The organism is Galbibacter sp., assembly GCF_048266365.1.
GTDB lineage: Bacteria > Bacteroidota > Bacteroidia > Flavobacteriales > Flavobacteriaceae > Galbibacter.
Window position 1 is genome coordinate 383244 of sequence record NZ_JBLWZP010000003.1, and the last position, 26017, is coordinate 409260.

General features: G+C 36.3%; 16 protein-coding genes. 7 read left to right on the plus strand and 9 right to left on the minus strand.

The window, feature by feature from the left end; genetic code table 11:
• Positions 1–798 precede the first annotated feature (798 nt).
• Genes ACN0TV_RS07095 through ACN0TV_RS07105 form a run of 3 tightly spaced genes read left to right on the plus strand, consistent with a single transcriptional unit; the run spans position 799 to position 8196 of the window.
• On the plus strand, positions 799–3858 hold the full coding sequence (locus tag ACN0TV_RS07095; RefSeq protein ID WP_417361501.1) for a SusC/RagA family TonB-linked outer membrane protein: 3060 nt from the start codon (positions 799–801) through the stop codon (positions 3856–3858).
• 11 nt (positions 3859–3869) lie between these two features.
• Positions 3870–5267, plus strand: a complete 1398-nt coding sequence (locus ACN0TV_RS07100) for a RagB/SusD family nutrient uptake outer membrane protein (RefSeq protein WP_417361503.1) — start codon at positions 3870–3872, stop codon at positions 5265–5267.
• A gap of 19 nt (positions 5268–5286) precedes the next feature.
• Entirely contained in the window at positions 5287–8196 is a 2910-nt protein-coding gene (locus ACN0TV_RS07105; RefSeq protein WP_417361505.1) for an insulinase family protein, read from the plus strand.
• A 100-nt stretch (positions 8197–8296) separates the two neighbouring features.
• Here the strand turns inward: ACN0TV_RS07105 and ACN0TV_RS07110 are convergent, their stop codons facing one another.
• On the minus strand, positions 8297–8599 hold the full coding sequence (locus ACN0TV_RS07110; protein WP_417361507.1) for a DUF6520 family protein: 303 nt from the start codon (positions 8597–8599) through the stop codon (positions 8297–8299).
• A gap of 160 nt (positions 8600–8759) precedes the next feature.
• Positions 8760–9227 (minus strand): MauE/DoxX family redox-associated membrane protein, encoded by a 468-nt coding sequence (locus ACN0TV_RS07115; protein ID WP_417361508.1) that lies wholly within the window; start codon positions 9225–9227, stop codon positions 8760–8762.
• Between the two features lie 415 nt (positions 9228–9642).
• Between ACN0TV_RS07115 and ACN0TV_RS07120 the strand changes: the two genes are divergently transcribed.
• From ACN0TV_RS07120 to ACN0TV_RS07130, 3 genes are all read left to right on the plus strand, one after another.
• Positions 9643–10881 carry an AbiH family protein gene (locus ACN0TV_RS07120; protein ID WP_417361510.1) on the plus strand — a complete coding sequence of 413 codons (1239 nt, stop codon included), beginning with the start codon at positions 9643–9645 and terminating at the stop codon, positions 10879–10881.
• Between the two features lie 92 nt (positions 10882–10973).
• On the plus strand, positions 10974–13007 hold the full coding sequence (locus ACN0TV_RS07125) for a hypothetical protein (protein WP_417361512.1): 2034 nt from the start codon (positions 10974–10976) through the stop codon (positions 13005–13007).
• Positions 12997–14733, plus strand: coding sequence for a hypothetical protein (locus tag ACN0TV_RS07130; protein ID WP_417361514.1), 1737 nt, complete (start codon positions 12997–12999; stop codon positions 14731–14733). Before ACN0TV_RS07125 ends, ACN0TV_RS07130 begins: the two co-directional genes overlap by 11 nt.
• A gap of 7 nt (positions 14734–14740) precedes the next feature.
• Here ACN0TV_RS07130 and ACN0TV_RS07135 read toward each other — a convergent pair whose 3' ends face one another.
• The 4 genes from ACN0TV_RS07135 to ACN0TV_RS07150 form a co-directional block, all read right to left on the minus strand.
• The gene (locus tag ACN0TV_RS07135) at positions 14741–16792 is read right to left on the minus strand and encodes a UvrD-helicase domain-containing protein (protein ID WP_417361516.1); all 2052 of its coding nucleotides are present in this window, start codon (positions 16790–16792) and stop codon (positions 14741–14743) included.
• Positions 16776–18569, minus strand: coding sequence for an ATP-dependent nuclease (locus tag ACN0TV_RS07140; RefSeq protein WP_417361517.1), 1794 nt, complete (start codon positions 18567–18569; stop codon positions 16776–16778). Before ACN0TV_RS07140 ends, ACN0TV_RS07135 begins: the two co-directional genes overlap by 17 nt.
• A 308-nt stretch (positions 18570–18877) precedes the next feature.
• Positions 18878–21046 (minus strand): CHAT domain-containing protein, encoded by a 2169-nt coding sequence (locus tag ACN0TV_RS07145; RefSeq protein ID WP_417361519.1) that lies wholly within the window; start codon positions 21044–21046, stop codon positions 18878–18880.
• Between the two features lie 124 nt (positions 21047–21170).
• Entirely contained in the window at positions 21171–21722 is a 552-nt protein-coding gene (locus tag ACN0TV_RS07150) for a GIY-YIG nuclease family protein (protein WP_417361521.1), read from the minus strand.
• Between the two features lie 170 nt (positions 21723–21892).
• Here ACN0TV_RS07150 and ACN0TV_RS07155 point away from each other — a divergent pair, with 170 nt between their 5' ends.
• Entirely contained in the window at positions 21893–22102 is a 210-nt protein-coding gene (locus ACN0TV_RS07155) for a hypothetical protein (protein WP_417361523.1), read from the plus strand.
• 37 nt (positions 22103–22139) lie between these two features.
• Here ACN0TV_RS07155 and ACN0TV_RS07160 read toward each other — a convergent pair whose 3' ends face one another.
• The 3 genes from ACN0TV_RS07160 to ACN0TV_RS07170 form a co-directional block, all read right to left on the minus strand.
• Complete coding sequence (locus tag ACN0TV_RS07160; RefSeq protein WP_417361525.1) at positions 22140–22694, minus strand: hypothetical protein; 555 nt, start codon at positions 22692–22694, stop codon at positions 22140–22142.
• A gap of 497 nt (positions 22695–23191) precedes the next feature.
• Positions 23192–23857 carry a response regulator gene (locus ACN0TV_RS07165; RefSeq protein WP_417361527.1) on the minus strand — a complete coding sequence of 222 codons (666 nt, stop codon included), beginning with the start codon at positions 23855–23857 and terminating at the stop codon, positions 23192–23194.
• Positions 23854–25920, minus strand: a complete 2067-nt coding sequence (locus tag ACN0TV_RS07170; RefSeq protein ID WP_417361529.1) for a tetratricopeptide repeat-containing sensor histidine kinase — start codon at positions 25918–25920, stop codon at positions 23854–23856. The genes ACN0TV_RS07165 and ACN0TV_RS07170 overlap by 4 nt, the downstream gene beginning before the upstream one ends.
• Positions 25921–26017 lie beyond the last annotated feature (97 nt).

Genomic DNA, 26017 nt, shown 5'->3' on the forward strand with positions numbered 1-26017 from the left:
ATAAGACGATAAAAAATAGTTTAAAATGAAATTTTGTCGTTTGTAAAATAATTGCTTATATTTGATTTTATAAATATATTTGCGATACTTCAAATAGTAAGATATTAGAAGCTTTTTCGCTTAGAATCTCGAATCGAAAACTGGCACTTTTCATTGCAACGAGAGGATAAGTAGAAGGCTCACGACCATGGCGTGGGCTCTCTTATCGTTGCAAGGTATGCCAGTACCGCGATTCGGTAAGTTGAGTTCCACGCCTATTTGTTAATATACATTTGGCATTCTCAAAATTTCTTAGCGTTGGCTTCTTCATTTTAACTAAGGTTTTGCAACAACAAGGTCTAAAAATGAAAAACCTATTAAACAACATAAAGCATAAGGCTTCAAATATCGATAAAGCTCAGTATAACAGAAAGTTTACTGTATCCCGCATGCTTTTCCCAAAAAAACCAAAGTGCCCAATTTAGAAAATATTTTAATTCGGGGTTGTAATTTTGGTATTCAATAAATTAATTCCCCGTATTCTTCACTAAGCACGCAAACCGCTGTGCTAATCTCAATTTTAAAATTTAAGTTTTCTCACCTTCTGTTTTATCGACTTTAACAGAAAAGAAAGAAAGATGATATCAACTTCATCCAGGGGAAAACTACAAAATTTAACCCTAAAGGTCCAAGATATATACGTGGCAAAATACGGCAAACATCATTCTAATTTAATCTAACAAGGATAGGATTTTCTGTGCATTTGACAGGTGGCAGACTTCTTATAATTAACTAAAAACAAGCTATTAGAACAACATTATGCAAAATAAACATATCTTAAGGGATAGGTGTATACTATTGGTACTCCTTCTCATCTTTTCTATTGGGACCTATTCCCTATTCGGAAATAATAAAACCATCAATTTTTTAGAATTAGCTGATTACCAACATCGGGTTAAGGGGCAAGTCACTGATTCCAACGGCATTCCGATTCCCGGAGTGAACGTAGAAATCAAAGGGACTTCTTATGGCAATTTCACAGATAAAGAGGGTTACTTTTACGTGGATGCCGCCCCTACCGATGTTTTAATATTAAGCTATATCGGATTTAAACGACTTGAAGTTAAAGTAGGAACTTCAAAGGAGCTTTCATTGGTTCTCGAAGAGGATGTTACATACTTGGAAGCGGTCACGGTTAATGCCGGGTATTACACAGTAAAGGAGCGCGAGCGTACTGGAGGCATTGCCAAGGTAACCGCTGAAGAAATAGAGCTCCAACCCATAGTAAGTCCATTAGAGGCACTTCAAGGCAGAATGGCTGGTGTTCAAATTGACCAATTTAGTGGCATGCCCGGTGCGGCTCCGAAAATACGAATCAGAGGAACAAACAGCTTACGGGATGATGGAAATTACCCGCTATATATAGTGGATGGCGTTCCGATTAATTCGGAGCCATTAAATGATCATACAGCATTAGGAGGACAATCACATTTAATACAAAATGGAGTGGGAATAGACCCCTTAAGCGCCTTAAACCTCTCGGATATCGAGAGTATAGAAGTATTGAAAGATGCTGATGCTACCGCCATATACGGTTCCAGAGGAGCTAATGGTGTCGTTCTGATAACCACAAAAAGGGCAGGATCGGTATCCCAGAAAACACAGGTACAAGCAAGATGGTACTCAGGAATTGGTCAGGTAGAACGACGAGAAAAGTTATTGAACTCTGAACAATATGTCGCTTTTCGTAAAGCTTATTTAAAAAATAGTGGATATGATGAGGAACATCCTTTATATTCATTTTATGCCAGAGATTTATTAAATTGGGATAATTCACGATATACGGATTGGCAGGACGAACTCATTGGTGGGACCGCGGAATTTTCCAATTTAAATATTTCAGCATCCGGCGGAAATGGCAATACTTCCTTTCGACTGACGGGTGGATACTCCGACCAGGGGACGGTATTCCCGGTAGATATTAATTATAAAAAACTGACCTTAGGTGTGAAAATCAACCACACCTCTGAAAATAAAAAGTGGAACCTGCAGTTTTCCGGTAATTATGGGAATGACAAAACCCGATCAACTCCTACATACGATATTTTAAGAGCAATCTACTCCCCTCCAATTGCGCCGAAACTATATAATGAGAATGGGAGTCTGCATTGGGAAGGATGGGATAAAATGGGAAGCTCAAGTATCTATAACCCTTTGCGCTCCAAATACAAAATGACCAATGCCAACACCAATACACTTATTGCCAACCTAACCCTATCCTACAAAATTTGGAAAGGATTAGCCTTTAAAACCAGTATGGGTTATACATCAAATAAAAGAGAAGCTGTATCAAACTTAAGTTTATTGTATTATAACCCTTCAAAACGAGGTGTTGGAAGTAATCTTACTGCTACTACAATTGATCATGCCAAAAGAAACTCCTGGATTGTAGAGCCGCAATTAACCTATACTACCAATTTATTGCAAGGGACAATGGATGTGCTTCTTGGCTCTACCTTTCAAAGCGATGAAAATACATCTACATTGGCATACGGGCGTGGATTTGTGGATGAATCTTTGTCAGGAGATCTTGCTGCTGCAGATTTTACTTTTAGTAGAGGAGGACGGATAGAGGAATATAAATATCAAGCAGTATTTGGTAGAATAGGCTATAACTGGCAACAAAAATATTACTTAAACCTAACCGGTCGTCGGGACGGTTCTTCCCGTTTTGGCCCCGGAAAACGCTTTTCCAATTTTGGAGCGGTAGGTGCCGCCTGGATTTTCACTGAAGAATCTCTATTCAAGGAGCGGTTTCCATGGCTAAGCTTTGGTAAATTCAGAGGGAGCTATGGTGTAACAGGAAGTGATCAAATCGGTGATTATCAATACATCGACAGTTACCAGGCAACTATTGCCCCGGGAGGGCTATACCCTACCCAATTGTATAATGACAATTTTGCATGGGAAAAAAATAAAAAACTTGAAGCCGCCTTGGAACTTGGATTCTTACAAGATCGTATTCATATAGGTCTTAGTTGGTATCGCAACCGTTCTTCAAATCAATTAGTAGGATATACATTACCGGCAATGACCGGATTTTCCAGTGTACAGTCAAATCTGCCAGCAACGGTGCAGAATACAGGTTGGGAAGTAGAGTTTTCTACAACACCTATAACAAGTAAGGATTTTCGTTGGAATATCTTTTTCAACCTTAGCCTCCCGAAAAATGAGTTATTGAATTTTCCAAACATAGAACTCACTCCGTATGCCAACCAATACCGTGTTGGAGAACCCTTGAATATTGCTTTTCTGTATGATTATATAGGAAAAAATGAGTCAGGACAATTTGAGTTCACGGATGTTGATGAAAATGGCAGAATTGATGCTGCCGATAGAATTATAGTTCAAAACCGTTCAAGAAAATATTTTGGGGGGCTTCGTAATAGTTTGTCCTATAAACAGTGGAAATTAAATGTGCAGCTGGATTTTGTAAAACGACAGTCGCCCAGACCTTCTTCTTTGTTTAATCCATTACCCGCTAGTTCTACAAGAAATTATGCTTTGGAACAATATAATTTGTGGCAAAGTGGAGAATTGAATCCAGGTACAATTGATAGCTCACAGTCCATAAACTATTATTATTCCAGCTACAATACAATCGATGGATCGTATTTGAGACTAAAAAATGTGTCATTGGTATACAGTATGCCGGAGTCCTGGATTCGACCATTAGGCATTAGTGGGTGGAATGTGTTTTTCACCGCACAGAACCTGCTTACACTTACCTCTTACCCCGGGCTTAATGTAGAAAGCGGAGGAGTGGCAACCCTACCACCTTTGCGCATGTTCTCTACCGGATTACTACTCACCTTTTAAATCAAAATATAATGAAGATAAAAATATATTTAAGGATTATTGGGCTATCGATTTTATTTGGCCTACAATCCTGTGAAGATTTTGTGGATATCGACTCTCCCAATTTTCAGATGGTAACTGAAGACGTCTATAGTAAAGAAAAAACAACCATAGCCGCTATTCAGGGTATTTACAATCAATTGTATGTGGCAAACTTTTCCACTTACGGCGTTTCCTTATTAGGAGCAATGAGTGGTGATATACTTCTGGCAAGAACAGATACTTATTTACCATTTGACCGGCATGAATTATTTTCCATAAACACTACCGATGCAGCATTCAACCAAAATATTTGGAGTAGTGCCTATAATGTAATTTATATGGTTAACCGAGCCCTAGAAGGATTGGAAAATGCTAATATCAATGGTGATTTACGCAACGACCTTCGTGGACAGGTTCTATTTATACGGGCCTTCACCTACTTCTACCTGACCAATTTTTACGGAGATGTGCCACTTTTACTTACATCAGACTATAACACTAATGCCACGGCGCCTCGTAACCCTACAGAAGAAGTATGGTTACAGATTGAAAGCGATTTGGATGAGGCAGCTCTGCTGCTAAATAAACAAACGGAATATAAAGATGGTGAACGTTACTATGTAAATCGGAGTGTAGTCGAAGCGTTTAGAGCTCGGGTATATCTCTATCGAGAAGATTGGTCAAATGCAGAGAGCTTTAGCAGTAAAGCAATTGATCGTACTGATTTGTATGATCTGGAGGCAAACCCGGAGGATGTTTTTCGGGCAAACAGTAAGGAAGCCATTTGGCAAATTGCACCGGATGGGGTGAATAATTTTGTTCCCCGTGAAGCCAATCATTTCGTATTGCTTGTTAATGGTACCACCATAACAGGTAATACGGCAATAGCTGATGATTTTGTGAACTCAATAGATCATATGGATAAACGACGATTGTGGGTTGGAGAAGCCAACACCGAAACTGAGCATGCCTATTTTACAGGAAAATACTGGTTTGATAACGATGGAGAGATTCAGCAGTACAGTACAGCCATACGTCTGGCTGAACAATACCTGATACGAGCTGAGGCTCGTACTATGCAAAATAAACTGGCAGAAGCCATCTCAGATCTGGATCAAATCCGAGCAAGAGCAGGTATTGATTTAATAGCTGACAGTAATCCAGACATTAGTAAGCAAGCTTTACAGGATACCATAATGACAGCACGAAAACGAGAATTGTTTGCCGAATGGGGGCATCATTGGCTGGATCTCAAACGAACGGGTAAGGTGAATCCTGAATTTAGTAACAACCCGACCTGGCAGGATACCGATGCATTATATCCCATTCCGGGAGAAGAACGTTTAAAAAATCCATTTCTAACTCAAAATGATGGCTATGGGAATTAGTCTAATAATACATTCTACTATGAAATCTATATTGCAATTATGCCGAAAAGCTTTAGTGAGCTTACTTCTAATACTGATGCTATCGTGTACCATGGCTCAGGAACCTTCCAAGAACTCATTTAGCCTAGATAAAAGCATCCGAATAGGACGTTTACCTAATGGTTTTACCTATTATTTAAAACCAACCTCTGATACAGATAAAATAAGTTTACGATTTTATGTGAAAGTCGGTTTCTTTAATGGAAGCCAATTGAAAACAGAGCAATATGCTCATTTATTGGAGCATTTTGGATATATCGAAGGTTATGTAAAATCTCATTTACAAAATGATTTAACATTTAAAAAATCAGGCAGTACTACTTTTGCTGGGACATCTAGTATCTATACGCCATATTGGAGTAGTGTTCAAGGTGATGATTCTCTAGCTTTAACGGATCGTCTGCAGTGGTTTGCCAATATCGCCAACATGGAACTGGAAGATACACTTGTTATACGTGAGGCTCGTTGTGTAAGGCAGGAAGTTTTTTATAAGGCAGGAGGATTCGGCTTAGACCAGCGCATTAATAAAAGTCTCAGGGATGCCGCCATATTTTTTGATGCTGACGGAAAAACCCCGTATACAAATTGGCTCACCCATTATGACATGGGAGGTATATCCGTGCCTTCCGTCCGGGAATTTTACCACCGTTGGTACCGTCCGGATCGTATGGGCTTGATGATCACTGGCAACATCCAGGATATAGACAGCCTAGAACAACAACTTATTACTCTTTATAGTAAGCTTCCAAAAGCAGCAGGGGAAGGTGGTAATTTTGACAGGCGTATTTTTTATCATTCCGCACCTCGAAGGTTTAAGACCGTGCAGCGGATAGAATTAAATCGGATCTCAGCTTGGAATAAGGAGAATTCTAAAATTTCCTTGTTTTTCCGAGTTAAAAAATTCGATACAGTCTTAGATACCAAAGAAAAATGGCTTAACGAACAACTGTATAAGGCTATGTATGGAATGGTTTACCAGCGACTCAAGGAAAAAGGAGTCCCTTCATGGACAACCAAAAAAGGAGGAATCATTGATATCAAATTTCCGGATAGAGACCATCCCTTTCTCAGACTGCCTGAAATAGAGAACAAACCGGGAACCGAACGGAAAAACCTCCAGCGGGTAGCCAGCGTACTACAGCAACTTCAAAAAGATGGCTTTACACAGAAGGAGTGGGATGAGCAAAAACAGTGGATGCTAAATGGCATCACTTCTAAAGACACTGCCAGTACAGCGTACTGGGAAGGTGAGCTGGAAAATCATTTTGTCTATGGAGAGATTCTGCCAGCGCAGAAAAAAGCAATTACCAAAGGGTGGATGGAAAACTTTTCCTTAGAAGACATCAATAGCTATTTACAGGATAATTTTTCAGTAATGCCTGACGATATCTATATCACAGCATCTGCAGGACACTCCGCAATAGACTATACGGAAAAACAGGTGCGAGGGTGGATCAAAGAAGCAATAAAAAAGCCTATTGACACTGGAAGTAAGATTGATCTAGCGGTATTGGCTCCTGTAGGTGATAAAGTTTCTGTATTAATGAGTGAAAAAGAAGTGGAACGTTTCAAAGAGGTGGACTACCGAAAAACAGGAATAGATCCTGATACCGGGCTAGATATTCTACAGCTAGACAATGGAGTGAAATTACTGCTGGATATTAAGGAACCGGGAGAGAATTCAACAAGTAGGATTTCCATTACTGGTACCAGTCCGAAGGGCGCTTCCTGCTTTCCAAAATCTGATTATTATGCTGCTATCGGTGCCCCGGAAATTGTTAAACTAAGTGGTGCAGGAGACTTTGATAGAGAAGCAATAAGAAACAAATTAGGAAAAGAATTTTCTTTGAATGAGGAACCACCTGTACATTTACGCATTCAGCAAAATGGCTCAACGGTAAGTACAAGGGCAAGTTTGGAGGATTTGGAAAAGTACCTGCAACTGGTTTATTTGTATTTCACTGTGCCGAGGAAAGATTCTTTGGCGTTTGAGAAATGGAAAAATAAAATAACAGATCGTTATTTCGGTAAAATTATTGGTGGTGCATCCCCAAGAACTGATATGACTAATGCAATCGCAGCGTTTTTAAACTTTGAAGCTTATAGAAACTCTTCCAATCCAATAAGTACAGAGCAATTTCATCAAACACAATACTTAGACTACGAGCACGCCATGGAATGTTATCGGGCTGTTTTTGGTAATGCTTCACAATTTACTTTTGTCATTAGAGGCAGCTACAAAAAAGAGCAGGTTTTACCCTTATTGCAAAAATACCTTGGAAACTTACCCACTAATTCAGATACTCCTTGTTCGACTAATGAAAATGATGTTACATTACCCAAAGGACCAATTTACCACACGTTTTATGTGAATAAGATGAAGGCAGGTTACACACTTTACACCCTACCATATATGTTAACTTATATTTTTCCGATTTCAAAAGAAAATTGGAAAGACCGTGTTGTAATGGATATTATCAATATAAATTTACGTTCTATGATCGATGGTGAACTGCGATTTATAAGAGGAGCAAGTGTATACCAAGAAACTTTGACTGGGAGATATTCTAATTCAGATGAATTGTATAGCCTTACGGTTCATGTGGATGCCTTGGATGATGAATTTGAATGGATACGATCAGAATGCAAAACCATAATAAAGGATATCAAAAATCATGGATTAAACATGGAGACAAAGAATATAATTTTAGAGGATCCGCTTTTTTTGGGCAGGTATTCATCCAGCCCAAAACTAAAAGAAAAGGTAATGCAATATGCCAGGTCATTAACTGTGGAAGATATTAAAAAAGTGGCTACAAAATACCTCAATAAAAAGCACCAATATGAGTTTGCCTTCCGCAATCATAAGGAAAATGAATCAATACCATAGAAATTTCAAATAGGAAGGTAGTAAGACACTCAGGTCAAATACGAAATTTAACCTGAGTGTCTCCCTCCACAAATAGCCAATTAATGGTTTAAATTACTATTTACGGGGTTACCGGGATCAAAGAAGAAAATGCATATACCGTAGTGTTTGGCACACTGGTAAATGCTTCTTCATATACCCCTGGAGATGTCTCTCTCTTAACTTGGATTTCCTGTACATCGCCATCTTTTGAAATCCATGCAGTACAGTCCTCTCCTTGCCCCTGACAATCAACCGGAGAGTGATACTTAACTCCATTGATTTCCAGAACGAGATCTCCAGTAGCCTTATGCTCAACAGCAAACGACATACCGATGGCCAATACGAAGGCCAACATCGGAATAATAAACTTAAATTGCTTCATAATAAAAAAATTTAAGGGTTAGCACTAAATGCCTTTCTTGGTTCAGGTTTCAGCTCGATTTACCTGTACTTGTTGGCCAACAAATATCTTGACACCTAAAAAATTAGGTTTAAATTTTTAATTCACTAAGTAGGTAGTCATTAAAATAAGCGCATTACTCCTATTCCACTTTGTAATGATACAGTTCAACATTTGATAATTTTCTTATGTGGTATAACCGTATAGCTATTATGGCTAATGAGACAAAACATATATTAACAACCAGATGCTGTGGCCAAGTCAACAGTGTCAATATCCCACCACAAGAACAAGGCGTGTATGGACTAAAAAATACAATACCTGCCACATAAAGCGTAAAAAGAATCATAAGTCCAAGGGCGGCATACAATCCTTTGAGCTGGGTTCTTGGCCAAGCCACAAAAAAGGCCACTAAAATCTCCAGTATTGGAATTCCCCAACTCAGAATATAAGCCGTTGCATTACCCGGTAGAATGGGAGAGTTATTCAGATTATTAAAAAAGCGATCCCCTTCCATAAGTTTAGTAAACCCCGCATACACAAACAACACTATAAAAAGAACACTTATGATCTCTATAATAATTCCGCTATACTTTTTACCCCACTTCATAACTTTTATAATTTCCTGATTTAAAACAAGATAAAGTTAGGATATGATTTTTAAAAAGTGGTTTACATCCTGATTGAAAATACGAGCCAAACTGTATAAATATGCTACCCAAAGTGGGTAAATTTACTAGTCAAATTGTATAAACACGTTAGCCAAAGTGGGTAAAAAAATCATACAAGAAGAACGCCCTATAGATAGTGCACATGCTAGACACACAAAAAAAAACAGGACAAAAATTTTTCACCTTCTTTGTCCCGTGGAAAAGATTGCAGCAATGACTCGACCCGAAGGGAGACGCCCTAAAAAAGCCCATGAAAAGGGTTTATAAAAAGGGAATAACTATTCGGGACATTACGGAAAACCATCAATTAAAATTCCCCTAATTTTGTTTCTTTAACCGACAAAAAGAGACACCGTGAACCGATTAGTACTTATCGGCAATGGCTTTGACCTTGCCCATGGCCTGAAAACCCGTTATAGTGATTTTATGCTGGATTTGATAAAACGTACCCTTTATCATGCTGAATTTAATTATTTGGTCAAGGGTAAGCAAGGACAGCGGCATGAGCACACGGTCACACATAAGGATTACCTGCTTTTCGGCATCCAAATCTTCGATAGGGCTTCTTTTTTTTACGTCAAACAAGAGGTTCATAAAATTGATAGTTTTGATGCCTTAACAGCATTTTTCGAACAACATGGACTTACACTCTCTTTTCCTGAGGTGATCACTTCCAAAACTCCTTCTGGTAAAGAGTTCAGCTACACTTCCATTCTCAAGACCATGATTGATGCTTTGATGACACGAAACTTAAAATGGGTTGATGTAGAGGGCGCATATTACCAGTCTTTACTTACTATTTTAAACCAGTTTGACAAGCACGGGAACCGGGTATATGATGAGAACTCCAAAGCCGAAATTGGCATATTGAACACGGAATTGGATTATTTAAAAATTCAATTGGAAATGTATCTTTCAGCTATCATGCCGAAGCACATCCCCGATAATTTGGGGGTCAGAGGTATTAACTTTTGGTCGAAGATCAAGGGTGAATTTTCCACCAGTGAGCAAGGCCGGTTGTCCCTCACCGAGGAGCAGAAGTTTCCGGAGCAGGTCCATATTTTAAATTTTAACTACACGCCCACCTTTACCTATTATGGTTCGCATTGTGCCTGTCCGGATAACCTCGATGTCCAGGTGGCTATTAACCATATCCATGGGGAGCTAAATAAACTACACAACCCCCTTATTTTTGGCTATGGAGATGAAACGGACGAGCATTACAGCGTAATGGAAAAGCTCAATGATAATACGTTATTCCAGCATATCAAATCTTTCGGATATTTTAAGACGGATAATTACCATCAGTTATTGCGCTTTTTGGATTCGGATCAGTACCAGGTATATATTATCGGGCATTCCTGTGGGCTTTCGGACCGGGTGATGTTAAAACATATCTTTGAGCACAAAAAGTGTAAATCCATACAAATATTTTATCACCAAAGGGAAGATGGCTCCGACGACTATATCGAAAAGACCCAGGAGATTTCCCGACATTTTGAAGACAAGCGTGCCATGCGAGAAAAGATGGTCCCCAAACCCAATTGCCACCCCATATCAGGATTAAACCTGGCTTGGGATGACATCGTTTAAAAAGGGCTAATTAAAACAGGTTATTTGAAAAAATTAAATATCTGCGTAATATTGATATAGACAAGCACTAATTATCCAATCAAACATAGGTTATGTCAAAATCCGGAAATAAAAAATCAACTGAAACATCTTTCAATCAATCATATACAGAACTTCTACAAAAAAAAGATTTATTAATTGCTTTAGACGAGTATACAAAGGGACTAATCAAGGAAAAAAAAGGAGGGCTTTCAATAACTGATATAGATGTTGACCATATTGTATTGGATACAGAGACCCTAGATATTAAGGAGAAGATATATACTATTAAAGATCCTTTAGCTGTTGCCTATAGCCTATACTTGAAATTTAAACAAAAATTTGACTTTAAAATCTCTAAAGACTTTGAATCGAGTTTTTCTTTTATGTGTAAAGTAGAATCTGAGATAGAAACCTACCATCAACGTTCTTTGCTAAGTATAGTAAAAAAGCAATTATGGAAAATAATTATATTTCAATCCTATAAAGAATTTAACGAGGACTTTCACAAATTTATAAAGAATCGCAATAAGGAAAATATAGAGCTAAATGCTTTTTGTGAAGCTTATGGGGAATTATTGCCTGAACTTCATATAGACATTGATATATTCAAGGTTAACATGGATCATTTGGAGACCTTGAATAATCCGGAAAAAGGATTATATATATTTTTAACTCCTATATATCAGGGCATTAAAAAAAAATGTTTGATTGACAATGATTTTGGAATAAAACTCTTTGAAAAGATAACCAAAGAAAAGGTCGATGATTGTCATACCATTTTGATTCTCACTCCGGTATTATATGACAGTATCGGGTATGGGTTTTATGAAAAACACTTAGAACCCTTGTTGGCTTTAAAAAAACACACACATAATATATTTGGCGGACTTACAAATATTGATAACATAACGAAAAAGGAAGCTCAATTATTTCTTCAAATTTATGATCATTATAAGTCCGACACTCCCCTCCTTCCTCATATATTACTACTGTTATTTGCCATTATTAATGCCGATTCTTTTCCAGGCAAGAAATCTTATGTGGAGTCATGTTTTACTCGAATCAATGAAAACATTAACAGAGAGGATGGATCTAGGACTATTTTAGCAAGCTTATCCAGATTAGACGTGATGTATTTATCACAAATCAAAAATCTACTTACCGGGATTATTTCGCAACCCTATTTTGATTTGGAAAACTACAGCCACTTTATACAACAACTCTTTTGGCATCATAAATCCGTCGGCTTACACAAATGTTTCTTAAAAGCGACTGCGACTGCGACCCCTTTTAAAAAGTTTCCCAAAGCACTTAAGAGTATTGTTCAGGATGTAGACCTAAAAGAATTCGATAAAATGTTAGTTCGTTTGCTGACCGATGATAAGGCAGCCTTTCGATTCATTGCACAAGATATTGTGGAACATCTTTCTTTACAAACCGCTTACAGTTTCTCTTGTGACCTGTTGGATTTTCCACCTTTAACTCTGTATAAGTTATGGGTGAGTTTAACGGAAAGATATCGCGAACCCCACTCCGTGATTCCTACCCTACTTCCCCTATTGCAAAGTTCATCAGAAACTGTACGTGGGAGTCTTATCTGGAAATTAGAAGAATATACCGAGCATTATGGTGGCCACCTAATTGAGGTTTTGGAAAAACATTTAGATACAACGGATTCGGAACATCAACAAATATTGTCCCGGATACAAAGCTATATGGAAGACTATTACAAAGAAAATATAGACATAAAACATGGCATTAAAGAATTCGATCCATGGGAAACACATCCCGAGCTTTTACGCAGTTTTAACCAAACTTTCGGAAAGAATTTTAGTGAAATGTTACATGAAGGTATTGATAAAAATAGCTTCCTGGGAGCATTTACCGGAGGAAGTAAGACTAAACTAGCCAAAGGAGGTGGATGGAAATTAAGTGGAAGAAAAGAAATCACTCCGTTAGGAAATTACGGAAGTAATTTAATTATTTCTCGTTTTTATTTGATTGATCCTAACAAATGGGATTTAGAACTCGCAACGACCAATCGAACTGATTGGGATAAAAAAGATTTTAAAGCAATAGAAACACTAATTAAACATGAATCATAGTACTATTTTTGTTGAAGAGTATCTAAGTACGTTAAAAGAGGATCAAGAGCTAGATTATCTTTTCCCTATGTTATTACAGCAGATGGGATTCCGTATCATCCAAACGGCTAAGGAATCCAAAGGGCAAAACCAATATGGTAAAGATGTCATCGCTATTGGCAAAGACCATCAGGGGGTAAAACACCGGTGGTATTTTGAACTAAAGGGATATACAGACCGAAATATCACGGACAAAAATTACGCTAGTGTGGATGGCATCAGAGAATCCATTATAGAGGCAAAGGACACCGTATTCCATGATTCTTCTATCCCAGAGTTTAATGATCTCCCCATTAAAATCGTACTGGTTCATAATGGCATAATAAAACCGAATGTGCGTCCCACTTTTGAAGGTTTTATAAGGGAATTATTTAAGGATAATAAAAACACTTTTGAGCGCTGGGATATTTATAGGCTAACGGAGCTGTTCAGCAAATATCTGTTTAATGAGTATTTGTTAATGGATGTGGAGAGTAACAGGTTGTTCAAAAAAACCCTGGCCTTTATGGATATTCCGAATTATGATTTAAAAGATTTCAAGGCCCTGATTGGCCTTCAATTGGAAAAGGTCACTTCCTTTAAAGGCAGAGCATTTGAAAAACTATTCGCCACATTAACACTTTTGGAAACCCTATTATTTCATTATAGTAAGGAGAACCGTAATTTAAACGTTGCAAAGGAAGGCTCAAAATTCCTGGTTTTGCAAACATGGCATTGGATATTAAAGCACAAACATGAAAAGAAAAAATCAGTTATTAGTCGGTATAATCAATTGTTATCTATTCAAAAGAATATCTTAAACGCATATTTTGACAAAACACTTCCAATAGCACGCATTGCAAATGGGTTGTATGCCGAGAATGGTGCTTTTTTTGAAAGAATAGGTTATCCTTTACGTTGTTTTGATTATCTAGATGACATGATATACTATTGTAGGCTACAACAACATGCTCCGAATTCCCGTGGTATTTCAAAATATAATAATGACTTGCATCAGAAACAAAAAGATCTTATTATTGAAGTTGTCGAGCAAAATCCAGGATTTCATTGTCCTATTATTGATAATCATTCCATTCCAATAATGCAATTGTTTTTGTTTTTCGCCAATAAAGAAACATTGCGAGAAAAAGACATGCAATTCTTAGGCAAGTATTTTATAGAATTGGTTTTCAGTATTATAAGGGAGAAAAGAATATACGATCGTTTCCCCGAACTTCATAATAATTTGGATGCTGTAGTAGAAGCAGTAGCCACAAATAAAAAACCAAAGGTTTATTGTGATTCCTCTTCTATTCTAATTGCCTTCTTACTGGAAATAAGTGCTGTTTTAAATTACCAAAGTCTTTTTGATATTTTATTTCAATATATTCCCAGGGAACTAAGTCTCCAGATTCCTTCGATCACTTTTGAAAATAATGATGTTGAACTTTTATTCTTTGAAAAAAATCTGCATAAAGAATATTATATAGAAAGCATAGAGCGTAAACCAGATGAGACAACTTTTTGGGTAGATGACCCCGATTTTCAAAAATTTAAAGAATTCACAATCTCCAAACAAGATGTATTACCTAGGTACAGAACGGACGATCAAGGAATGTCTTTTTTACGTTACCTGGCCCATAGCTATTATAAAAATGAAATCCTTCCTCAGGAATGGCGTAAAAATTCCTTTGAAGGGATTCAATAGCACTCAATTAAATGGGAGACTTTACTTGCACAATATCCCATAAATCCGTGTCTATTTTTGCTAAATAAGAATCAAATCTATTTTTATGGACTGCAAAACATAACAAGTGCGTTGGTCTTGAAAATCCTACATATGCCATCTTTGCGGATTGTTTTACCCTTGCCCCTATCTTAGATTTCAATGGCTTACCTAATATTTGATCTGCTAATCTTTGTGACTCATAAGATTTGGCATTTACTCCTTTCCCATCTTTTTGAAAATAGGTTTCTAGATAGAGAGTAGCCGTATGAGTTTGTCCTTTTGCCGAATGAATGGTCCCTACTTCTACCGTTATATCATTCATTTCAAATATGTTGTCTTTTGAAACTACCGGAAGATCAGCCTCTGTAATTTCGGAAGGCCTTTGAATAAACTCCGAAGATGTTGAAATCTCCTTTTCGAATATTGAAAGAAACACAGGAATGTAATCTCTAATCTGGGAAATAACATTGGAGGCCTTTCCTTTAATGCAACCTAATGACCACTGGTATAGGTTTAGTTTAAACCTATCATATTCATCATCTTCAAGAGATTTCAAGAAATGAATTAATTTTCTTTTCGTATACACTCTTCCATGATCATTCTTAATATTTTCCAATCGCAAAATTTTTAAAAAAGCATTTAAAATGTTTTTACGAACAGATTCTAAAGTTTTTTTCTCTTTATCATAGAACAAGACATAATCTTCCAATACATTAAAGTCAATAGATTTAGTAAGAGTAGCATTTGAAAAACCGGTCCAAAAATCACTAAGCGCAACCTTGTCAGTATCCTCATGTTCTTTTCGCCATGCAATTGCCTTAAATTTACTGGATGGATTTAAAGGAATCAATCTCTCTTCTGAAAGGGTTTCTATTCTTTCTGCAAAAGCCGGAATTACTTCAGATATTGAATCATCCTGATAAATAAAAATAGTCGGTTTAATTCCTATTTCAGAGCCATCGGGATTTTTATTTCGACCTTCAACCGGATTTGGCGACAAAGCAAGATTCTGAACTAGTGCTGCAATTTTAGGGCTCAATCTATGGCTACCATTAATATACAATATTGTTTCCCTTTCAGCCCATATAGTATCTAGATGCACGGTACCGCCATTATATATGGCTTGGTTCTTATCACCAATTCTTTGAATAATTGAATGCGTATTTCCCCCGCAGTAAAATATGTTTTCAATTAACTCATATTGATGAACATCCATATCTTGCATTTCATCAACAAAGATGTATTTAAACCGAAGCTGCAATAATTCTTTTATTTTGGGATATTTTAAGATTGCACAATTTGCCAGGAAATACGCATCGTCATAATGTAATACTTCACGATCTTTCAATAAAACCATTTTCAGGGTAAAAAACCACTTGTACAAAACTTTCTTTTCTTCTTCTGTATAGTCAGTGTAATTACGACCATGGCGCGGCTTGGTAATACTTAAATCTGCACCGTTCAATGCTTTTTTTAAAACAATCTCATTATCTCTATTAAATCCAAAACGATAATTGTAAAACAACGATTCATCAACATTTTTCAGGTATAAAATTTTTTTAAAGTCATTATTTGGAACACCAAATCTATATTTCCATATATCAGAGAGAATTTGCGCTAATCTTTCATTGTAAATTCCCGAATCAATTCTCGTAGGCTGCTTCCCAAATTTATTGGTATAAAAAGGAATTGCCAGAAATGTGTCCACGAAACTTTGGATGGTTCCAAAAAAGTTCGGATATGAAAACAGTTTAGGACAAAACCTTCCTATTCGTTCTTTAATTTCGTCAACAGCGGCATTGGTATGAGAGATCACTAATATGCCACTTCCATTCGATAGTGGCATATATTTTTCAAGGATTAATAATTTTGCTAAAAGTGTGGTCGTTTTACCACTTCCTGGCACTGCTTGTAAATCTAGTGTATTAAGGTTTCGTATAAATGATATCCTCTCATCATCAAACCTCTCCCCATCAGGAAGAAGTATCCTTTCAGAATAACGTATGTCTTCTTCAGTTATATTAATTTCCTGCGGCATAGTTTATGGCATTAACAATATAAAAGACACTATCGGTTTGATCTATTTCATCAAGAGTTATGGTTCTTTCTATTTCAGGTTTTTTCAGGTCATCATCTATTGCATTTGCCAATTGATAGGCTATTTTGGTTTTCTTTAATCCTTTATTTAGCAATTTAATTGCCAGTTCTTTTTCAAAATCAGAATCCCAATCTGTCATTGTATGAATTGCTTTTACTTCACTCTGAAACGTTTCAGATAGGCTGGGAGATTTAAACAATGAATATTCTAAGGTCCAATTTGGGGCGACATAATAGTGTACAGCTTGCTCTGCTTTAGCCCTTATTGTTTCAACTCGTTCCTGGGTTTCTCGTTGAACTTGATCGACATCCCGTCTTATATAATCATCAACATTCTTTTCATATTCTTTTACATCCGAATCCGTAATTACAGCAACAGGAATTGACATATAGGGTTCTTCATTTCTCAAATATATTTTTGAATAATGGTCAAAACCTGTATTTCCAATATTGACAACCGACACCCCATTTTCCGTCAGGTTCACTCCAATAGCTTTGGCGATACTTGGGATCAGTATTTCCTCAGCCCATCCTTCTACTAGTATGACTCCTTTGGCAAAGAAGAGATTTGATTTTGTAGTATCGAGAAATTTTTCCAGGAATTTATAATTGTCTGCATCCAATTTGGTATAGGAATTTCCCATAGGGAAAGCATTACAATTGTTACAGATAATTAAGTTTTCCAGGTTTAGCTTTGATGCCAGGTTAGGGCTGTGCGTAGTAAGAATAAGTTGTATATTTTTTTCTTTTTGTAAAGCTTCGATAATTTGCATTTGAGCTTGGGGATGTAAGTGGGCTTCTAATTCCTCAATCAACCCTAATCTTAAACCGTTCCAGTTTTCCTTTTGAAGATGCAGTAATTCAGAAGCCATGAACAACCTGTTTAAAGTTCCTAATCCAGGATTCAGTTCATCCTTAATTGATAATTCCAATTTCTCCAAAATATTTTTAAGATTATTGCCGAGGACCCCAAAATTTGATTCTTTATCCTTGGAATAAAAAGCTTTAACAAATTTATCTATGTTATTTTTTAACTCCTTTCCTTTTAGATCACCCCCGGTAAGAGGTTTATTATCTTTATCAGTACCCTCGAAATATTTTTCGACATGTTCATTGAATTCTTTAAAGAGCTGGACCAATAAGTGATCCTGATCTCTGCCTTTAAAAGCTTCATGGCCTTGAAGAATTTGAGTTAATCTAGAGTTTTTTCTAGGTATTAATTCGGACTTGGCATCCCGCAAGGGTTTAAGATAGGTTGTTTTTAAGTATTCCCTTGCTTCTGCCGTTAATTGATATCCTGTTTCGTCAACACCTGCTTTGATTTCAGTTGGGTAGATATAATGATCTTCAAGGTTCCTTGTAGCATCATAAATCAACCTTAAAAAGGGTTTTTCTTCTCCATGTTCACCCTCCCACCCCAGCCACTCGGTAAAATTTTTGGCTTCATCATCCTTAAAATTTTCGAAACGTAATTCAATTCGCAATCGGGTAGAATTATCAAAAAAATCGTTCCAATCCAATCGCAACCAATCATAACTATGGGTTTTTAATGCCAGTTTAATAGCATCAATTATTGCACTTTTTCCTGAATCGTTTTCACCAATTAAAACATTGATACCATCATTGAAGTTCAAATTCAAAGATGGTTTATCCAGGTCAATACTGGAATCTTCACCAAATTTCCTGAAGTTCCATAGTTTAAGATTAGATAGGTACATAATTTTATTTATTCCTTGATTTTCAAATATACCTAAAAGACCACTTAAAAAAGTATGGTTTCCCATAAAAGCACTTAACCCATGGTGAAATGGCATTAAGGAAAATCACAACTCTTTTCGGAAGCTACCCAGCCAATATTGGGGAAGAAAATGAGGGTTAACATCTGTATAATTAAGGAATGGTTTAAGACTGGTGATTGAGAGTAGTTGCTCATAGGAAGGGAAGCCTAGAACATGTATGATATAAACTTCATTAAATATTTCGTTATTAACTCAATAAAAATACAATTCTGGTCTTTCTTAAAACATTACAGGTTCTTCTCTTTATGTGCTTTTTCCCAGTTTTCAAATAAAATTAAATCTCCCCGACCTAAGTTACTATAAAGTAAGTACTCCGGAATGATCTCTGCAAAATAGTCTTTCTTATCTTTTGTCCCTCTTACAATGGTTTCATTAAGTTGTTTATATACATTGGGTCGTTCGGAAAATTGTAACAATTGGGTCAGGGAGTGCGTATTTGACTCATTCAATCCGGCTTTTTCTGATCCCTTCAATTTAAACCAAGCCCCTTTATAGGCATCATTAACGGATGACGACCTGATAAGATGGCAAACGAATTCCAACCAGTTTTTATGAATGACATTGTTAGCGGCAAATTCTAAGTTATTTAAAAGTCTTAGATACAACACAGAACCCGAGTTTACACTAATGGGTAAATATGTAGAAGTTACCGAAATAGCACCTACTTCAAAAAAAGCATTCGCTATCGGATTTATAGTACCATAAGTAGGTGCTGTTCCACAGGCAGATAAAAATATAATAGGGGCAAAAATTTTATTTTCAACAACATAATTACCATCTAATTTTTCATCCCCCATACATAAATAAGTCGATCGTGTATTTTTATCATATCCTCCATGACAATCAAATATCAAAATATCCGGCCTTATTTCATCAACACTATTTTTTACCTCTTCAACTGTTTTACATCTTCGAATAACAAATTTCTTCGTTCTGGATAATTCAAAAACCTGATCTTGCCAGATTTTAAAAGCCTCTTCTTCCGTTCCCATTATCACCAGAGTCTTTTCCATAACATTTTCCGGTATGGAATATCTTGAGATGTTATTATTGGTATAAAAAGATATTAATCCATGTAAAGAAGTTTCCGGAAGCCTTGCAATATCGTGAGTAAAGGAAAATGGAATCTCATTGATTAACAGCCACTCTATAGGCAAATCAGAAATACAAATAATTTGCCCGTTTCTATTCTTTATTAAATTTCCCAATTCCTGCGACAATACTTGTCTCTTCAATGCCTTACCAAATTTATATATGGTTTGTTTGAGCTTTTTTCGATTTTTGGATACCATCATATTGGGAAAGGCCTTTGTTCTAAAAAAAGATAATTCCCGATAGATAGATTTTCCTTTCATTGGAAATCTTATCATCGGGCTAAATGAAAATGATGCATGTAAAAATGCTACATCATCCAAGTAGTCTATCCGATGTTTTATGATATGCATCCCTGTAGTATACATCTCATGGGGAATGTCCTGTTTTGGATCAACTACATGAAGATAATTGGAAGTTTGCTCCACTTGAATGGTTTTTATTACATCTGCATCATTATATATTTTTCTTAAATCCGGATTATGAAATGGTAAAATCAAAATTAGTGGCGCCAAAATAGTTTCAATAGGGCTCACTTTTTCAACAAGGTCTTTCTCATAGCAAAGCATTGTAAACCTATCAATTTTCTTGATTTGAGGGATAAAACGGTTTTGTCTCTCAAAAGAATCCTTCTTAGTATTTGCTTTTTGAAATTCTTCAAAAAACTTTTTCTTTATTTCGGCATTATCTTCCTGAAATAGTGTTTCTCCGAAATTTCCGATTAAATTATTAATGATACGGTAGTTTCCATCCGTTGGCAGAAAGAAAAAATTTTCGTTAAAGTCTTTATACGCAATTTCCATATCCAAATTTATTTTCAGATCCTGGATATTCATTTCTTGAAACAACTGCTCTTGCTGAAATATTATCTTTGAAATGAAATCCTCCGGGCTTTCAATAATTCGGTGGTGCTTTGGAGCGGATTCTTTTCCATAGAAGTAATAAAAGAACAAATTGTTGGATGTTGCAGTCAAACTATCGAAGAGCTTATGATGGCTCTTTTTTTCACTATCCAAAAAGAACAGTTGAATTTGTTTTAATTCCAATACCCATGGAGCGATAAGCTCAAAATCACGGATATTTATTATGTTCAAATCATATCCATTATTCCAGGCCAACCTCTTTGTCAATTCAAAAAAATTTAATGGGCTGCCAATCTGAATGAGATCTATCGGGCATCTTTTAATAAAACGAATTACTTCATTCATAAATGCTTCTGGAGGAATGAAGGTAGGTACCATTGGCAATTCATCTACAATTAAATTGTATTGAATACTGGTATTATTTATTACACGGATTTTCATGTAGAAGGTATTTAAACGTTTTATAAAAAAGATTGAAATAGCTATGTTGTGAATAAATCAACTCTTAAATAAGTAAGAGAGAGCGCTTATAAAAGGAGTCCGTGTTGAACTTTTATATATCCACTTATTGTCTCCCAATAATTGGATTTATCCGATTTCGTAATTGCCATTCAATTTTTGGAACAATGGCATCATAATTCTCTACCTCCACTTCCAAAACTTTAATTCTAAAAATTTGATCCCTTAAATGAGGCCTTGCCATTAGTTTAAGTGCAAAAGTGGTTTTGTTTAGTTCCTTATAAATGTGTTCATAAATCCTTTTTTCAACATTTCTCGATTTTCCAATGTATATAGGTATCCAGTCTTGGATATTATTTTGCATATGAGCTGCAATTCTTTTCTTCTTAGTATTTGGCGTAAATTTCTTAAGATAGTCCTCACTTTCCCATTCTTGTTTAAAGGCCTCAATCCAAGATTCAAAAGAATCAAATTTCTCGGAGTTTTTTATTTCTATTAGATAAATTCCTTTGTGCCTGAGTCGATCCCAAGGAATTTCCTTATGCGAATTGCAAAGCTTAAATTCACAAACCTGAAGAAGTTCTGTTTTATTAACACTTTCTTTTAGGCGGGCAAGTTGTTTTGTAATCTCTGCATCTATCTCTTGAATGCTCATCATTTTTAGTAATAGACTTTAGAATTAATTATTATGTTCACCACATTCACATACTTTATCATATATGGTAAAGATGTGTAAGTTTATTTAAAATGTCCAAATTACTTCAAAAAAACGCCTCTGGTTTACGGGAACCCATACTATAATAAAAAAACAGGAGTTACACTAGTATAATGACCAGGATACAGAAATTAGTTGCAAGGCAAATGGCAAAAGGCTACACTCAGCCAGAAGTGTCTGAATATTTAAAACAGCGGGAGATTACGCCCAATAGCTTAAGTGCGATTGAGAAGGAGCTTTTCAAATTAAAAAAGCAATTCAAGGCCGCCTCATTGATACATTTATTTGTGATCCTGATTCGCAAAGGGCATTTGAAGGTATAAACTATGGTATCCCTGATTCCTGTACGTATCTTGGGGATTATTGGTTCTTCTCCCATTTGTCCGAATGCCAGGCTTCCAATCCATCTGCGGTTACCTTAATCCGATGCGTATGGGGAGGAGCAAGGTAATGTGCTGCCAGTCCTTGGGGAATACGGGCATAATCAAATACCCATAATTTTTCCGTATCCAGCGTGGGCATTCCTTCAAAGCTTATATCCAATTGACTTTCAACTGTAAAATAGATCCCTGTCTGGTCAAACCTCCGGGCCATTGTCGCTGTAAATCGTTTAACAAACGCATCCAGCTCCAGGTCATATTTTCGTATGGGAAACGGCAGCATTGTCATTTCCAATCCGATAGAAACCCAGTTCGCTTGGAGGGCGCTATTCGCTTCCGGTGTGTGGCCGATGACACATGGACGCACCCCCGCTATACTTAAAGTGCAAGGTTCCTTTTCTTCAATTATAGTTCTTCCGCAATACATAATGTCCCAATCTAACGTTTCAAGTTTTTTCAAATTGGATTCTATTTCTTGACCATAGATAACGTTAGAAAACACAATAAGTAAAGAAAGGATTTTTTTATAATTCATTTGTCATAGGTATTGCATTCCGGGATCACCTTATTTATACAAACAATAAAAATTGTACTTTATTCTCCATCTATTCACTTAAAAAGATAAATTAACATTATTTCCGATTTAGAGTCGATTTCATTTATCACTTCTTGGTCAAAGTCAGTATTAATATTATCCAATTTTGTTGTTAGCAATGGCTGATAGTTGTGCTTAAACTTCAGAAGATCATCGTTAGACGGGTTTAACTCTTGTATAGTTTTCATTTTATTTGTTTTGGTTGTATTGAGTGGGAATGTATTATTATGCCGTTACACGATAAGGAATATTCGCCTTCATCATTATATGTATCACATCTGAATGCATAAATTTTTTATAGTCTTTGAACTTAGGCGATTGAGCCCGTACAATCGGATACAATTAAGACTTGGATTGATAAAAAATGGAGAACCGATTTATGTAAATTAATTAGTGAGTAATACTTGATTTCCCGTACAACAAAAAGTTGTTATGTTTCATATAAAGCCCATTTCACGAGCTTTATCCAATAAATCCTTATTACTGCCGCCTTCTACTCCTAAAGTAATTTTTAGTTTTTTCTTCATTTTTGTAACAGTAGACCTAGAGAAAAAAAGATTATCTGCAATTTCCTTCATGGTAAAACCCTTCTCCATTTCGAAAAGTAATTGTCGATCTAAACTGTTAATGGTAATTTCAGTCTTGAACTTATGGGATACATATTTTACAACGGTTTTACTTAAATAAGGACTATCATCGAGTACAGTTTTAATAGCACTGACAAAACATTTAGGATCCAAATCGCCTTTCACAAAAAAACCTTCGGGAGTAACATTCTTCATAATATTCTCTATATAGAAGGGTTCGTCATGAATTGTGGAAACTATTATAAGGGTTTTAGGATATCTTTTACGTATCTCACTTCCTAGATCCTCCCCGGAGTTCATTCCAATTTCCGGTTGTGGTTTCAGCTTTATATCCAAAAATACCAAATCAAAGGACGGTTTTGTTTTTAATGCAGTTAAAGCATCAACCAAATTATAAGCAATTCGGGTAGTAAATTCGGTACCAGTAGAATTACTAATTTCGTCAAGGAAACCTGCTATTCCATTTGCGGTGGAGACATGATCTTCTACAATGAGTGTTTTGTAATGTTTTTTCATGAAAGGTTTGGGTTTAGGCTATTTGAAGTTGGGTAAGGAATGGTCATAACTAGCTTAGTTCCTTTACCCTGGGTAGATTCAATAGTGAATTTTCCTTTTAATTTATCAATGCGAGATTGCATATTTTTAAGACCGATACCTTTGGAGCTCACTTTTGACATCCCTACTCCATTATCTGCAACGATTACCACCAGGGACTGCCCCTGAATTTTGAGTTTTAATGTAACCTTGGTAGCTTTAGCGTGTACAATACAATTTTGTAATGCTTCATTGATATAATAGTAAAGATCCATTTTAGTAAGCCTCTCATATTTCGACCAATCAATATTTAAATCGGTATCTATAATAAGCTTAAATTTTCCGGTGACAGCCCTTTCTTTTGCGAGATCTACAATAATAGCTGTGAAGTTTACAGATGTAAAAATTCTGCTGGCTCTTAAAGTATGAGAGACACCCCGTATCCCTTTATAAATATGTTTGAGTTCTTCAATGCATTTTCTATAGCGTGTTAAACTTTCAGCATCCCCTTCGAGACTTAAATCTTCCAGATCCATCCGAACAGCATAAAATTCAGGAAGCAATCCTTCATGAAGCTCCTGGGAGGTTCGAAGACGCTCCTCATCCCTACCCTCTCCATATTTCTCCAATTGTTTGTATAATGATAGATATGAATCATTAGCAGCTTTCTGCTGGGCAGTTTCTAACTGTAACTGCTTGTATCGAACATGCTGTCGATAACAGATAAATAAAAAGACCAGTAAGAAAAGCAAAAACCCTATAAGATTGAGTCTCTTGTTATTTATTACAGAAAGCTTCGCAGTCTGTTGTTTATATTTCTGAGCCTCATATTGGATCGCCATAAACTTATTACGGGTCTGGCGCTCGTGATTACGTAATTTATTAATTAAAGAAATCTGTTCTTTTTGATACCCCACGACATTCACAGGATCAATTGCAGCCAGCAATTCTAAGTTATCAAGCACATCACTATTGCTTTGAATCGACTTTGCCAATTGATACGATTCCTTGGCTAATTGGATTGTCCTTAGGGTATCTCCTGCATAAGCACGGTACCAAGCCAAGTGATGCTTACTTGTTATCACTCCCAGTTTGGATTCCAAACTATCCCTGATCTTTAAAGCCCGATTATACTCGGTGTAAAGTCCCGTGGTATCTTTAAGCTTTAGTCGGCTATAAGCTCTATTATCTAATAATCGGGCATAAAGAGCCTTATCCGTTTTTTGTACCCCTGGATTCTCCAGTGCCTTATCAAAATAAGAAACAGCCTTCTGATAGTCTCCGGACTTATGATAGAGGACTCCGACATTGTTTAGGGTGTGGTCACGAAAAAGACCGGGATCTTTCACATTTTTTAAATACCCTAAACCTTTGGTATAAGCATCAATTGCATTTTCATATTCCTTTAATTCGTTATAGATGATCCCTAGAAGATTATAACACAGGTAAAGCTGTTTGTAGTTTTTATTGGGCTCAAATAACTTTAACGCCCTAAACACTTCCACTTCAGCTCCTGTATAATGTTTGTTTCGACAAAGGATAGAGGCTTTATTATAATGTATCTTTCCGGCATAATATAAATGTCCTTGGTTTTCAAAATGATGTTGGGCTTTATCATACTGATAATACGCACTGTCAAAGCGTTCCTCATTAAGATACCAAATACCATAGTTCCAATGCGCATGTCCCATTCTTAACGAATCCCCAGTCTTTATCGCAAGTGCCATAGCTTTGGCATTAGCCTTACTAAAAAGAACGGAGTCCTTTAACAATATCGCTTGAGCGGTAATCTTCTCAAGATACTTCCCTGCAATAGAATCCTGCTCCAGCTTATCAACAAGCCCTAAAGCCTCATTTAAGTATATAACAGTGGAATCAGAGCGATTTGTTTTAGCTTTGGAAAAAAGCATAGCGGCTTTGGCCTCTGTAGCTGTGTAACTCTGATCGGATTTATGAGAAGTCTTTTGACAACGGTTAAAAAGTACTATCAGAAGTATACCAAAAAGAAGTACAGTAATCCGATATTTGACCGTAGTTTTTTTCATTTTTTAGAAAAAAGCAGCAGCTAGATTAAGAGGGTTCTTTAAGATAAATGAACCTTAAACATAATAAAAACTTTAACACTAACCGCTAAAGCATTGG